Origin of the sequence: Pseudomonas sp. TREG-RG-20F-10-E-6-01, from assembly GCF_022662455.1 — a bacterium.
Lineage (GTDB): Bacteria > Pseudomonadota > Gammaproteobacteria > Pseudomonadales > Pseudomonadaceae > Aquipseudomonas.
Window position 1 is genome coordinate 331455 of record NZ_JAKNQP010000003.1, and the last position, 14047, is coordinate 345501.

The window sequence follows — 14047 nt, forward strand, 5'->3', positions numbered from 1 at the left end:
ATTGCAGGCATGCCAAGGGCAATCTGGAAAGGCGCGATCAGCTTCGGCTTGGTCCACATCCCGGTATCACTGGTCTCAGCCACGTCTTCCCAAGGCGTTGATTTTGACTGGCTGGACAAACGCAGCATGGACCCGGTGGGCTACAAGCGCATCAACAAGACCACCGGCAAGGAAGTCACCAAAGAGAACATCGTCAAGGGTGTGGCATTCGAGAAAGGCCGCTACGTGGTGCTCAGCGAGGACGAAATTCGCTCGGCGCACCCCAAGTCGACCCAGACCATCGAAATCATCGCCTTTGTCGCCAGCGACCAGATCCCGCTGCAAAACATCGACACGCCCTACTTCCTGGCCCCGGACAAACGCGGCGGCAAGGTCTACGCACTGCTGCGCGAAACCCTGAAAAAAACCGGCAAGGTGGCCCTGGCCAACGTGGTGCTGCACACCAAGCAGCACCTGGCGGCCTTAATGCCGCTGGAATCGGCGCTGGTGCTGGTGATGCTGCGGTGGCCTGCCGAGGTGCGCAGCCTGGACGAACTGGAATTGGGCAGCGACGTCACCAAGCCGAGCCTGGCCAAAGGCGAGCTGGACATGGCCAAACGCCTGGTGGAGGACATGAGCGCCGACTGGCAGCCCGACAAATACCGCGACAGTTTCCAGGACAAAATCATGGCGCTGGTGGCGAAGAAGGCCAAGGCCGGCAAGATCGAAGATGTGGAAAGCCAGGAAGGCAGCGAGGAGCGCAAATCGGCGGATGTCATCGACCTCACCGAACTGCTCAAGCGCAGCCTGGCCGGCAAGCCCGCCGCCAAGCCCACAACGAAAAAGCCTGCCGCGAAGAAATCCGCCAAAAAGGCCTCTTGAGCCCGCCCTTTGCTGGAGAACGACATGGCAAAGCCCCTGAGCGAATACAACCGCAAACGTGATTTCGGGATTACCGCCGAGCCAGCCGGCAGTGCGCCCGCGGGCAAACGCAAAGCCTCGGCGCTGTCGTTCGTGATTCAAAAACACGACGCGCGCAACCTGCACTATGACTTTCGCCTGGAGCTCGATGGCGTGCTCAAAAGCTGGGCGGTGCCCAAAGGCCCCAGCCTGGACCCCACCCAGAAACGCCTGGCGGTGCACGTTGAAGATCACCCGCTCAGCTATGGCAATTTCGAGGGAAACATTCCGGCGGGGCAATACGGCGCGGGCGATGTGATCGTGTGGGACCGCGGTGTCTGGCAGCCCCATGAAGACCCGCACAAGGCCTACGCGGCCGGCAAACTCAAGTTCACCTTGGTCGGCGAAAAACTCTCCGGCGACTGGGCCCTGGTGCGCACCCGTCTCAAAGGCAGCGGCGACAAGCAACAGTGGCTGCTGATCAAGGAAAAGGACCAGCAGGCGCGCCCCTCCAATGACTACGACATCGTCGAGGCCGAGCCCAAAAGCGTGCTCAGCGACGCCTTGGTCGGCAAATCCAAGCCGCCGGCAAAACGCCAGAAAGCCGCGGCCGCCAAAAAAGCCCCCGTCGCCAAACGCGCCGGTGCTCTGCCCGAGCAATTTGCCCCGCAGTTGGCGACCCTGGTCGATCGCGCGCCCGAAGGTGACTGGCAATACGAAATCAAGTTCGACGGCTACCGCATGCTGGCGCGCATTCGCGACGGTGAAGTGCGTCTGTTCACCCGCAACGGCAATGACTGGACCGACCGCCTGCCGCGTCAGGTCAAAGCGCTGCAAACCCTCAAGCTCAAGGACAGCTGGCTCGACGGTGAAGTGGTCAGCCTCAATGGCGAGGGGTTGCCGGACTTCCAGGCGCTGCAAAATGCCTTCGACATCGGCCGCAGCCTGGACATCGTGTATTACCTGTTCGACGCGCCCTTTCTCGACGGCCAGGATCAGCGCAGCGCACCGGTACAAGAGCGCCGCGCTGCGCTCAAAGCCGCGCTGTCCGCAAGCCGCAGCAAACTGCTGCGGTTCTCCGAAGCCTTCGCCGCCAACCAGCGCGACATTTTCGAGAGCGCCTGTGACCTGGCGCTGGAGGGCGTGATCGGCAAGCGCGTCGGCAGCCCATATGTGTCGAGCCGCAATGCCGACTGGATCAAACTCAAATGCCGTTTGCGCCAGGAGTTCGTGATCATCGGTTACACGCGGCCTCAGGGCTCGCGCAGTGGCTTTGGCGCGCTGTTGCTGGCTGTCAATGACGATTCCGGGCTGGTCTATGCCGGGCGCGTCGGTACCGGGTTTGATCAGGCATCGTTGAAGGCTATCTATGCACAGCTCACGCCCCTGGAACGCAAGACCTCGCCGCTGCACAAGCCGCTGACCAGCGCCCAGGGGCGCGGCGTGCACTGGGTGGAACCTCAGTTGGTTGGCGAGGTGAATTTTGCGGAGTGGACCCGCGAAGGCGTGGTGCGCCAAGCATCATTTATTGCGTTGCGCACCGACAAGCCGGTGGCGCAGATCATTCACGAGTTACCGCGCAAAGCCACGTCCGTCACCAAAGCGGCCCCCAAGGCCAAAAAGGTCAGCAGCGGCGTGACCATCACGCACCCTGACCGCGTAATCGACAAGCAGAGCGGTACGCAAAAACAGCAATTGGCCGACTTCTATCAAGGCATCAGCGCGTGGATTCTGCCGTTTCTACAGCACCGCCCGGTGTCGCTGCTGCGCGCTCCCGAAGGAATTGAGGGCGAGCAGTTCTTCCAAAAGCATTCCGAGCGCCTGGCTATTCCGAATATCAAACAGTTGGACCCGGCACTGGACCCCGGTCATGCGCGCCTGCTGGAGATCGACACCACCGACGCCCTGATCGGCGCCGTGCAGATGGGCACCGTCGAATTGCACACCTGGGGCGCGACTGTCGACAAAATCGAAACGCCTGACCTGTTCGTGCTCGACCTTGACCCGGACCCGGCGCTGCCGTGGAAAGCCATGCTGGAAGCGGCGCAACTCACGTTGTCGGTTCTGGATGAGATTGGTCTGCAAGCGTTTGTCAAAACCAGCGGCGGTAAAGGCTTGCACCTGGTGGTGCCGCTGGCGCGCCGGGACGGCTGGGACAGCGTCAAAGCCTTCGCCAAGGCCATCGCGCAGTTCATGGCAGCGCAGTTGCCGGAACGGTTTACCGCGACGTCGGGCCCAAAAAACCGCATCGGCAAGATCTTCATCGACTACCTGCGTAATGCACGCGGCGCGAGTACGGTGGCCGCTTATTCGGTGCGCGCACGGCCTGGCCTGCCGGTATCGGTACCGGTGAGTCGAGAGGAGTTGAATGGTTTGCGCGGCGCCCAGCAGTGGACCGTCGCCAACCTGCATGAACGCTTGGATAAACTCAAAGCCGACCCGTGGGCCGGCTACGCCAATCGGCAGAAGATCACGAAGAAGATGTGGGACAAACTGGGCGCGAAACCACCCGCGTGATTCGCGCCCGGGCGGGTTTCAGATAAGGATAAAGATCAACGCCAGGCCGGCGAAGATCGCCCACTTTTCCAAGTAATAACGCGCGCGATTGCGCTTTTTCAGCTCTTTACCGCGCAGGCGAATCTTGTACAGGCGGGTGAACGCGCGGTTCAGGCCGCCGGTCTTGTCGCCATCATCATTGGGCGAACCGGCGGCCGCCATCACGTTACGGCTGAACCAACGGTTGAACGCCGCGGCCCAGCGGTATTTCATCGGCCGCTCAATGTCGCAGAACAAGATGATGCGGTTCTGCTGCGTGGTGTTTTCCGCGTAATGAATGTAGGTCTCATCAAACATTACTGGCTCGCCGTCGCGCCAGTAATAGCTCTCGCCGTCCACATTGATGTAGCAGCCAGGATCGTTAGGCGTGTCCAGACCCAGGTGATAGCGGTAGGAGCCGGCGTACGGGTCGCGGTGGCGCACCAGCTTGGAGCCTGGCGGCAACTCGGCGAACATAGCCGCCTTGATCGAGCCAATGCTCTGCACCAGCTCGGTGGTGCGCGGGCACAGCTTCATCGCCGACGGGTGGCTGTCGCCGTACCACTTGAGGTAGAAACGCTTCCAGCCCGACTTGAAGAACGAGTTGAAACCCACATCGTTGTACTGCTCGGAACGCTTGATCTCGCCCATGCGCATCAGGTTCTGGCCTTCCTGGCGGATTTCTTGCCAATGCTCTTGCAACGGGCTCAGGTCGGGAAAATCGCCGGGCGACAAAAAGGGACGGCTTGGCTGCTTGGAAAACAGGTAAAGGAAGCAGTTGATCGGCGCAAGGAACGTCGAGTGATCGCTAAGCTGGCGGCCCAACTTGTGTCGCACCCGGCCACGCAGATGGACATACGCAATGGAGGCAACGTAGAGAGCAACAATGATGAGTTTCAAGGGATTCGTCACACGTCAGAAGAGAACAGGCTGCTCCTGCGTGCCCACAACGGCCGAGGATGGATAAGCAGCACCTGAAATCACGATTACACATAGGCGACTGGACGGGTTGGTTACAATCCGGACCAAGGCCATTGGCCGTTATTTAGCCACAGTTTGTAACCAAAGGTTAACTAAGAATTGTGAAAAGCTGTCCACAGACAGGCTCAAAGCCAGCGTGGGCCAGCATTGACGCTGGCCCATTGACAGTCGCGCTTATGGCAGCGGCTGATCGTCCGTAGGCTCACGGCGTGGGCGGCGGTCGGTCTCTTGGGTCACGTACGGTTCAGCCTTGCGATGCGTCAGCACGAAGTGACGGATCAATGCAGCCAGCACGCCCAGGAACAGCCCGACGACCAGGCTCACCGCGACAATCAGCAGCTTTTTCGGCTTGATCGAGGTCAGCGGCTCCTGAGCACGACGGTCGATGGACACCAGCTTCAAGTTGCTCATGTCGATGTTGAGGCCTTTCAAGCGGGCGATTTCGGCCCGCAGTGGCTCAACGTCTTGCAGGAAGATGTCCTCATTCCCACGCTTTTGCAGGACTTCAACCTCACGGTTGGTTTCAAGCAATTGCAGCTCTTTGCCAATTTCCGCGATGCGGCTATTGGTGAAGTCATCGCTGGTGCGCTGTTGCAACGCGGTTCGCTCGGCTTCCAGAGCCTCAGTGCCGAGAAAATACAACGGAATCTTCTGGTTGCTGATCTCGGTGCGTACCACCTGGCTGGAACCGGCTCGTGTGGTGTCGGCCATGGACGACGGCGTCGTAGGCTTTTTGATACCCATGGACTTGGCAATCGAGATCGCCTCGGCCAGTTCCGCCAAGCGGTCGGTGCGCTCCATTTTCATCTGCAGGCGCAGCCCGCTGAGTTCATCCTGCAAGCGGGCGCGCTTGACCCGGTCAGCTTCAAGCAGCGTGGCGACCTTCGATTCCTTCTCGGTATCGTAGTTGGCGCGGGCCGCATCAATCTTGCCTCTAAGCTCGGTCAAACGGTTATTGACGATGACCTTGAGGTCGGCGCCGACCTGCTCACGTTCCGCTGCAACGGCGTAGTCGACAAACCCGTTGAGGATCGCGACGCCGTCTACGTCCGCTGGGTATTGCATCTCCAGACGCACATAACTGCTCAACGAATCGGATTTCTTCGGGTCTGGCAGGATCAGGTTGATCGAGTTGCGGTTGAAGTCTTCAAAGCTCTGCTCAAGGCTTCGCCCTGGTTTCTGAAAGGCCTTGAACAGTTCTTCGTGGCTTTTGAAAAAACCCAGGCGAGCGCCATAGGAGTCCAGCTGGGCGCCGACCTTGTCCAGCGCATCGGCGGGTGGCAGCTTATAGACTTCGGAGCGGTTCAACGCATCCAGTTCATTGATGGCCGCCGGGCGCAGCACACTGCTGACTTCATATGTCTTGGGAGCAAGCAGTGCGTAACCCGTCCCCAGTATCCCCGCCAGAATCGTACAACCCACTATCAGTTTTTTTTGCCGCCAGATGGCTTGGAACAATTCAAACAGATCAATTTCATCTGACGTTGCAGGTGAATTGAGCGGAGAAGTTCGATTCAAGATAAGAACACCTTAAAATGACATTAAAAAGCCACTACCCCATTCGAACTCAAGCACAGGCTCTAATGACGGAGAGACCAGAGACAACGCCCTGGCACAGTGACCAACTGCAGTCAGACCACACGCTAATGCGAAAAATCCGATGCAATTAGAGATTGTTTCTATTTCATGTCGATGACGACGCAAGGCGATCGTGAATGTATGCCCGAGAATGTCTAAGCGTAGTCAATAGTTGAGTAAATCTCCGCCAGCTCCCAGATAAAGCCCTTTTCGGTACATCTAGGTCACCACGCGGTTACAATTCGCGCCGTTAAAACGTTCGGCACTTAAGGTGCTCACCCCTCAATCCAGCCCCTGCAACAAGGAATGTGCATGCACTCTTTCTCAGATCCGGACTATCAAACTCTTCAAGGCGCTTGGGAGCAGACCGCCCTCGAAGACAGTGGCGTGCTCAACCCTGCCGACGCGCATAGCGCGCCGGGGGCAATCACGACGATTGCCGGGGACACGTTCGAAGTGAAGACGACCGAGGGCGAGGTATTGCTTGCGGGCCGGTTTACGCTGGACAGCAGCACTTCGCCCAAAAGCATCACCTGGGTCGATGCCATCGGCGAAGATGCCGGCAAGCCACTGCCCGCCAGCTATCGCCTGGACGGTGATGATTTTGTGTTTATCGCCGCCGATGCGGGCATGCCAAGGCCAAGGGTATTCAGCACGGGACCAGGGCAAACCATGCGCACTTTTGTGCGCAAAGGCTGATCGGCCGCCATCCGAACTTGCAACATGGTTTTCACACGGCCTTCACTTTCCGGCCTATAGGATGAGGCCTACCTACTCCAGTGAATCACTTGGCCCGCCTCTCCTCGCGGGCTTTTTTTTGCGCGTGGGAAAACCGCTCAGGCGCAGCGCTTGGTGGCGGTCAAGGTGAAACACAGCGGCAATTGGGCCGGCTGATGGGCGTACTGCTCGTAGAGCTCTTCGCGGTTGCAATGCGGGTATTCCTGCAGGTGCTCGATCTGCAGCTGCGCCGCAATTGCGCCACTCACCACGCTCCCCAGGGTATGCACGTACCAATAGGACGTCGGACCGGCAACCTCGCCCTGCCCTTCGTAGACAATCGACTGCTGCAGCACGAACGGATCGCGCTGAAAATATGAACTCACCGGCAGCAGTGGATTGGCAGCCCTCGGGTCAAACACCTCCAGAAACGGATGAGTTTCGTAGACCACCAGCGTGCCGCCGGGCTTGAGTGCACTCGCCACATGGCGCATGAACAGCGCCACATCGGGCATCCAGTTGAGTACGCCAATGGTCACCAGGGCGATGTCAAAACGCCCCAGCAGAGGTTCGGGCAGGTGATGGATATCGGCTTCAATGAACTCGGGGTCATGCGGCGACACCTCGGCCAATTCCCACGCCTGTTGCAGAAACGCCCGTGATTGGTCGACGCCCACCACACGGCGGGCACCCAGGCCGAACAGTGACAGGCTTTCACGCCCGTTGTTACAGCCCAGCTGCACCACATCTTTGCCAGCAACGCCGACGTCTTGCAGCAACGCCGTGATCGTTGGATCCAGGCACGAAAAGTCCGCCCGGGCGACCGACTCCAGCAGCGTCTTCCAAGTGGCGGTGTCTTTGTGCAGCCTGGCGGAGGCGTCCCAGGCATCCTTGTTACGAGCAATCGCCTGTTGGGCTGAGGGCATCTCCATTTGCGTCTCCAGATCGTCATGACAGCGGGCTTCGGAAAATAAGCCAATTGCCCATCAGATAAAACCCTTTCGGGCGACGAAACTTCTATTTGAGCCCGTAGGTCTTTAGCCCAATGAGTGTCCATCCCCTGAACACCCTTAGCGAAGACAGCGCCGTGGCCAATCACTCCGACCTGCGTAATACCCTGTCCCTGGACGGCCTGAATTTCTTTCTGGCCGATGTACGTGACGGGCTCGGGCCCTACCTGGCGATTTACTTGCTGGCAGTGCACAAATGGGAGCCCGCCAGCATCGGCGTGGTCATGACCCTGGCGGGTATCGCGGCCTTGATCACTCAGGGCCCGGCGGGCGCACTGATCGACCGCACGCGCAGCAAGCGCGCAGTGATCGCAGTGGCCGCCATCCTTGTCACCGTCAGTTGCCTGCTGCTGCCGTTTGTCAGCGCGTTCAGCTGGGTGGCATTGACTCAGGCGGCCAGTGCCGTAGCCGCCTCCGTATTCGCGCCGGCGATTTCGGCAATTTCCTTAGGGATTACCGGGCCGCGCGCCTTTACCCGCCGCACCGGGCGCAATGAAACCTTCAACCACGCCGGCAATGCCGTGGCGGCCCTGCTGGCGGGTGGCCTGGCTTATTGGTTCGGCCCGGTGGTGGTGTTTTACCTGATGGCCTTTATGGCAGTGGCCAGTGTCGTGGCGGTCAGTTGTGTCTCGGCGTCGGCGATTGACCACGAAGTCGCCCGGGGCTTTGATCCCGCGCACAGCAGCGATCATGAGCAACCCTCCGGCGTGAAGGTGCTGCTGAGCAATCGCCCGCTGCTGCTGTTCGCCATCTGCTGCGCGCTGTTTCACCTGGCGAACGCCGCGATGCTGCCGCTGGTCAGCCAGAAGCTCTCGCAGATCAACCTGCAAATGGCCACGCCGCTGACCTCGGCCTGCATCGTCGCCGCGCAGCTGGTCATGGTGCCGATGGCCTGGCTGGTGGGGATTAAAGCTGACGTGTGGGGGCGTAAACCGTTGTTGCTGGCCGGTTTCCTGATTTTGCCGCTGCGTGGCGTGCTGTATACGCTGTCCAGCGACCCGTATTGGCTGGTGGGCGTGCAGATGCTCGATGGCATCGGCGCAGGGATTTTCGGCGCGCTGTTCCCGGTGATCGTCAAGGACCTGACCCAAGGCACGGGTCGTTTCAACGTCAGCCTCGGCGCGCTGTCCACGGTGTTTGGCCTGGGCGCGGCACTGAGCAGCAGCCTGGCCGGTTTCGTGGTGCAACAGGCCGGCTACAACGCGGCCTTCCTGACGCTGGCGGGCGTTGCCGCCGCCGCCCTGGCTTTGTTATGGCTGGCAATGCCGGAGACATTGACGAAACCATCGCTCGCGCGCATTACAACTGTCGCCTGACATATGCGACAATGCGCGCCAAATTCCAACACACATCCAAAATTTTCTGCTCAGCGACCGGGTTTCGCGCCTTGATGTCGCTGTTGACGCATGCCTGAAGGCTCCTGCCGCCACGCTCGCAACCCATTGATAGGTAAAGTAATTGATCTCCACAGCTAACATCACCATGCAGTTCGGCGCCAAGCCGCTCTTCGAGAATGTCTCGGTCAAATTCGGCGCCGGCAACCGTTATGGTTTGATCGGTGCCAACGGTTGCGGCAAGTCGACCTTCATGAAAATCCTTGGCGGCGACCTGGATCCGTCCGGCGGCCAGGTCATGCTCGAGCCGAACGTACGCCTGGGTAAACTGCGCCAGGACCAGTTCGCCTACGAAGAATTCACCGTGCTCGACACCGTGATCATGGGTCACGAAGAGCTGTGGAAGGTCAAGGCTGAGCGCGACCGCATCTACTCGCTGCCGGAAATGAGCGAAGACGACGGCATGGCCGTGGCCGAACTGGAAACCGAATTCGCCGAAATGGACGGCTACACCGCCGAATCCCGCGCCGGCGAGCTGCTGCTGGGCCTGGGTATTCCGCTGGAGCAACACTTCGGCCCGATGAGCGAAGTGTCCCCAGGCTGGAAACTGCGCGTATTGCTGGCCCAGGCGCTGTTCTCCGACCCTGAAGTGCTGTTGCTCGACGAACCGACCAACCACTTGGACATCAACACCATCCGCTGGCTGGAAAACATCCTGACCCAGCGCTCCAGCCTGATGATCATCATCTCTCACGACCGTCACTTCCTGAACAGCGTGTGCACCCACATGGCTGACCTGGACTACGGCGAGCTGCGCCTGTTCCCGGGCAACTACGACGAGTACATGACCGTGGCGACCCAGTCCCGCGAGCAACTGCTGTCGGACAACGCCAAGAAGAAAGCCCAGATTTCCGAGCTGCAATCGTTCGTCAGCCGCTTCTCGGCCAACGCCTCGAAAGCCAAGCAGGCCACTTCCCGTGCCAAGGCGATCGACAAGATCCAGCTGGCCGAGGTCAAGCCTTCGAGCCGCGTGAGCCCGTTCATCCGTTTCGATCAGAACAAGAAGCTGCACCGCCAGGCGGTAATGGTCGAAAAAATGGCCAAGGGTTTCGACGGCAAGCCGCTGTTCAAAGACTTCAGCTTCCAGGTTGAAGCGGGCGAGCGTGTTGCGATCATCGGCCCGAACGGTATCGGCAAGACCACCCTGCTGCGCACCCTGGTCAATGAATTGACCCCGGACGCCGGCAGCATCAAGTGGACCGACGCCGCCGAGCTGGGCTACTACGCTCAGGATCACGCGCACGACTTCGAAGACGACGTCACCCTGTTCGACTGGATGGGCCAGTGGACGCAGGGCGAGCAAATGATTCGCGGCACCTTGGGCCGCATGCTGTTCTCCAACGACGAGATCCTCAAGTCGGTCAAGGTGATTTCCGGTGGTGAGCAAGGCCGCATGTTGTTCGGCAAGCTGATTCTGCAAAAGCCGAACGTGCTGATCATGGACGAACCGACCAACCACTTGGACATGGAATCCATCGAAGCGCTGAACCTGGCGCTGGAAAACTACCCGGGCACGCTGATCTTCGTCAGCCACGACCGTGAGTTCGTATCGTCCCTGGCCACCCGCATCATCGAGTTGAGCGCCAACGGCGTGATCGACTTCAGCGGCACCTACGACGACTACCTGCGCAGCCAAGGCGTGGTGTTCTAAGTAACGCCACTGTAGTGAGCTGGCTTGCCCTGTGAGCTGGCTTGTTGTGGCGAGCAGCCCGCTCACCATAATAAACCCAGCCATCAAACAAACTAGTTAGCCTGCTTCCTTTTCCGCCAAGCCCTTGCCATCATGCCGTCACCGCCCGCCCGCGAACGAGTGACCATGCCTGCCACCGCCCCCAGTTCACTGTCGATCACCCTGCAGATCGTCTCCATCGTCTTCTACACCTTCATCGCCTTTATCTGCATCGGCCTGCCGATCGCGGTGATCCCGGGTTATGTGCATGAAAACCTGGGTTTTAGCGCGGTGGTGGCCGGGGTCACCATCGGTTCGCAGTACCTGGCCACCCTGCTCAGCCGGCCGATGGCTGGGCACATGTCCGACAATGTCGGCACCAAGCGGGCGATTGTGCTGGGCCTGGCCGGTATTCTGGTCAGCGGTGTGCTGACGTTTTTTGCGACGCTGGTCGAGAGCCTGCCCGCGCTGAGCCTGGGCATCCTGATCGTCGGCCGGTTGTTGCTTGGCGTGGCTCAAGGGCTGATAGGCGTGGGCACCATCAGTTGGTGCATGGGCGCGGTGGGCGTTGAACACACGGCGCGCTCGATTTCGTGGAATGGCATTGCCTCCTACGGCGCCATTGCGATTGGCGCGCCGCTGGGGGTGGTGATGGTGGCGGATTATGGCTACACCAGCCTTGGCATCGCTTTGACGGTGCTGGCGGCGGTGGGTCTGGTGCTGATCCGCAATAAGCCTTCGGTGCCCGTGGTACGCGGCGAACGACTGCCCTTTTGGGCGGTGTTCGGGCGCATTGCGCCATTTGGCACCAGCCTGTGCCTTGCGTCGATTGGCTACGGCACGCTGACCACCTTTATTACCCTGTATTACCTCAATCGCGGCTGGGCCGGGGCAGCGTATTGCCTGACGGTATTTGGCGTGTGTTTTATCCTGTCGCGCCTGGTGTTTATCTCCGCCATCAGCCGTTTTGGCGGGTTCAGTGCGGCGATTGCCTGCATGACCATCGAAACCCTGGGCCTGACGCTGCTGTGGCTGGCGCCCTCAACCGGGGTTGCGCTGATCGGTGCCGGGCTCACGGGTTTTGGCTTGTCGCTGGTGTACCCGGCGTTGGGCGTCGAAGCCATCAAGCAGGTGCCCAACAGCAGCCGTGGCGCCGGTTTGAGTGCGTATGCGGTGTTTTTTGATCTGGCCCTGGCGATTGCCGGGCCATTGATGGGCGCCGTGGCCCTGAACCTCGGCTACGGCTGGATCTTCTTTTGCGCCGCGCTGTTATCCGTCACGGCGCTGGGGCTGACCGTGTTGCTCAAGCGCCGCGCTTACTGATCGGCGGTCTGCATACCGGCGCGGGTCGCTTGGCCCAGCGTGTGGGAGAAGAAGCGCCCCGCTTCTGAAATCAGGTCGCGGTGGATGCCTTCGCGGTCGACGCCATCGGCATCCGTGCAGATCGCCGGCATGGCCACCAATTGGTCGCTGTCACACGGCGCCATGAACACGAAATGCCCGGCGCCCGCCAACAGTTTGAAATCCGGCGGCTCCGGCAGTTTGCGCGCCAGGGCAGCGGCGTTCTTGTCCACGGCCACCAGTTTGTCGCCGTCGCCGCTGTAGAGCAGCACGGGCACATGCACATCCGCCAAGGTATGGCGGCCAAACATCAGGCTCAACGGCGCCATCAGCATCAAGGCATGAATGCGCGGGTCGGCCTGTGGCTGCAAGTCGTCGCGATCCACCACCAGTTCGCCTTTGGTGGTGCACGCGTCGCGGTCTTCCGGGCGCTCCTGGCAATAACGACGCAGGCGGTCGAAGTCCGGCTTGGCGCCGGCCAGGATCAACGCGGTTTCGCCGCCAGCGGAGTAACCGATCACGCCCACCTGATCGACGTTGACGAATGGCGACAGCATCGGGTCGCCGAGGGTGGCGGTGATCGCTTCGGAGATCTGAATCGGCCGGCCATACAGGTTGCTCACGGTGCCCAGGCGGCTGTGATCCTTGTAGTTGTCGCCGGGGTGCAATACGGCCACCACCACAAAGCCCTTGCGCGCCAAAGACGTGGCCAGGTCGTGCAGGGCCAGTGGCGTACCGGTGTTGCCGTGGGACAGCATCAGCATCGGGAAGCGGCCGATGGCGACCTTGGAGTCTTCGGTGGCGGCGACGTGATAGGCGCCCAACGCAGTGCTGTGTTCATCGTCGGTCGACGGATAAAACGCGATGGCCTTCATCGGCTGCTGGTCCAGCGGGTCGAGAAACGTCATGCGATGGAAGCCCACACTCCAATGCGGGTGCGGCGCTGGGGCGGCGTGCACTGAAATCAGGCCACCGAGCAGGGAGAGAACCAAAACAGCACAAAGACGCATCATGGGGATGTCCACCTTTGCTGCGCGACCACGTTCAACACCCGCGGCAGATCTATATGAAAAGTCCATGGTTCAAGGCGCTCACGGCGGGTGATAAACCCATGCGTGCATAACCTGGGCCAAAGTAGTGACAGCGGGTAAACGAAAAAACTCCGTACTCCGGTCGTTTTGAGGCGATCAGAATACAGAGTTTAGGCGCCCGACTTCAGATTGGAACCGAGCAGACGCGAAATTTACACAAGCCTTACGCGGCGGCGAACAATTGTTCGTTGATCATGGCGTTGGCGTCGCTCAGGGCTTTGCTGCGCACTTCTTCACCGTAGGCCAGGCCTTGGGCGCGGACGAACTCGATGTCGGTGATGCCAAGGAAGCCAAACACCAGCTTCAAATAGTCTTCGTGGCCGACGTTGCTTGCCTGACCGGCGTGCAGACCGCCCGCAGTCGAGACGATGATCAGCTTCTTGCCACCGCACAGGCCTTCAGGGCCGGCTTCGGTGTAACGGAAGGTCTGGCCGGCGACGGCGATGCGGTCGATCCAGGCCTTGAGCTGGGAGGGCACCGAGAAGTTGTACATCGGCGCACCGATCACCACCGCGTCGGCGGCGATGAATTCAGCCAGCGACGACGCGCTCAGTTCAGCCTCGTGCTGTTGTACCGCGTCGCGCAATTCAGCCGCGGTGCCCAGGGCACCCAGGGTCAGGCCCGAAAAGTGGCTGATGCCTTCGCTTGCCAGGTCACGGTAAGTCACTTCCACACCCGGCTCAGCCGCTTGCCAGGCCTTGACCACACCAGCGCTGAAATGACGCGAAGCCGAGTTGTCGCCGAGGATGCTGGAATCGATATGCAACAGTTTCATGCGGGATCTCCAAGTGAGGATCGCGGCTAGGCGATCGAATGAGGTTGATCCTACACATGAACCCAATAAACGATTAG

General features: G+C 60.2%; 11 protein-coding genes. 6 read left to right on the plus strand and 5 right to left on the minus strand.

The features are described 5' to 3' along the window. Positions 1 to 9: 9 nt before the first annotated feature. The gene (locus L8K08_RS11850) at positions 10 to 861 is read left to right on the plus strand and encodes a Ku protein (RefSeq protein WP_145160452.1); all 852 of its coding nucleotides are present in this window, start codon (positions 10 to 12) and stop codon (positions 859 to 861) included. A 24-nt stretch (positions 862 to 885) separates the two neighbouring features. After that, positions 886 to 3396 carry a DNA ligase D gene (gene ligD, locus L8K08_RS11855; protein ID WP_242197005.1) on the plus strand — a complete coding sequence of 837 codons (2511 nt, stop codon included), beginning with the start codon at positions 886 to 888 and terminating at the stop codon, positions 3394 to 3396. 18 nt (positions 3397 to 3414) lie between these two features. Here the strand turns inward: ligD and lpxO are convergent, their stop codons facing one another. Together lpxO and L8K08_RS11865 are read right to left on the minus strand one after the other, a co-directional pair. Beyond that, positions 3415 to 4314 carry a lipid A hydroxylase LpxO gene (gene lpxO / locus L8K08_RS11860; protein WP_145160448.1) on the minus strand — a complete coding sequence of 300 codons (900 nt, stop codon included), beginning with the start codon at positions 4312 to 4314 and terminating at the stop codon, positions 3415 to 3417. Positions 4315 to 4569: 255 nt separating this feature from the next. Then, positions 4570 to 5913, minus strand: coding sequence for a Wzz/FepE/Etk N-terminal domain-containing protein (locus tag L8K08_RS11865; protein ID WP_242197008.1), 1344 nt, complete (start codon positions 5911 to 5913; stop codon positions 4570 to 4572). A 372-nt stretch (positions 5914 to 6285) separates the two neighbouring features. On the opposite strand from L8K08_RS11865, the gene L8K08_RS11870 reads away from it, so the two are divergent. Then, positions 6286 to 6672, plus strand: a complete 387-nt coding sequence (locus L8K08_RS11870; RefSeq protein ID WP_242197011.1) for a TIGR03067 domain-containing protein — start codon at positions 6286 to 6288, stop codon at positions 6670 to 6672. A gap of 137 nt (positions 6673 to 6809) precedes the next feature. Here L8K08_RS11870 and L8K08_RS11875 read toward each other — a convergent pair whose 3' ends face one another. Next, a complete protein-coding gene (locus L8K08_RS11875; protein ID WP_145160444.1) occupies positions 6810 to 7622 on the minus strand; it encodes a class I SAM-dependent methyltransferase in 813 nt (270 codons plus the stop codon). Positions 7623 to 7777: 155 nt separating this feature from the next. Between L8K08_RS11875 and L8K08_RS11880 the strand changes: the two genes are divergently transcribed. From L8K08_RS11880 to L8K08_RS11890, 3 genes are all read left to right on the plus strand, one after another. Further along, positions 7778 to 9016 carry an MFS transporter gene (locus L8K08_RS11880; protein ID WP_242197904.1) on the plus strand — a complete coding sequence of 413 codons (1239 nt, stop codon included), beginning with the start codon at positions 7778 to 7780 and terminating at the stop codon, positions 9014 to 9016. 142 nt (positions 9017 to 9158) lie between these two features. Next, positions 9159 to 10745: an ABC-F family ATPase gene (locus L8K08_RS11885; protein ID WP_106577981.1), complete on the plus strand. Its 1587-nt coding sequence runs from the start codon at positions 9159 to 9161 to the stop codon at positions 10743 to 10745. A gap of 165 nt (positions 10746 to 10910) precedes the next feature. Further along, positions 10911 to 12086, plus strand: a complete 1176-nt coding sequence (locus L8K08_RS11890) for an MFS transporter (RefSeq protein ID WP_242197014.1) — start codon at positions 10911 to 10913, stop codon at positions 12084 to 12086. Here the strand turns inward: L8K08_RS11890 and L8K08_RS11895 are convergent. Further along, positions 12080 to 13117 (minus strand): dienelactone hydrolase, encoded by a 1038-nt coding sequence (locus L8K08_RS11895; RefSeq protein ID WP_242197017.1) that lies wholly within the window; start codon positions 13115 to 13117, stop codon positions 12080 to 12082. The genes L8K08_RS11890 and L8K08_RS11895 overlap by 7 nt on opposite strands. A 241-nt stretch (positions 13118 to 13358) precedes the next feature. Then, positions 13359 to 13970 (minus strand): FMN-dependent NADH-azoreductase, encoded by a 612-nt coding sequence (locus L8K08_RS11900; RefSeq protein WP_242197020.1) that lies wholly within the window; start codon positions 13968 to 13970, stop codon positions 13359 to 13361. Positions 13971 to 14047 lie beyond the last annotated feature (77 nt).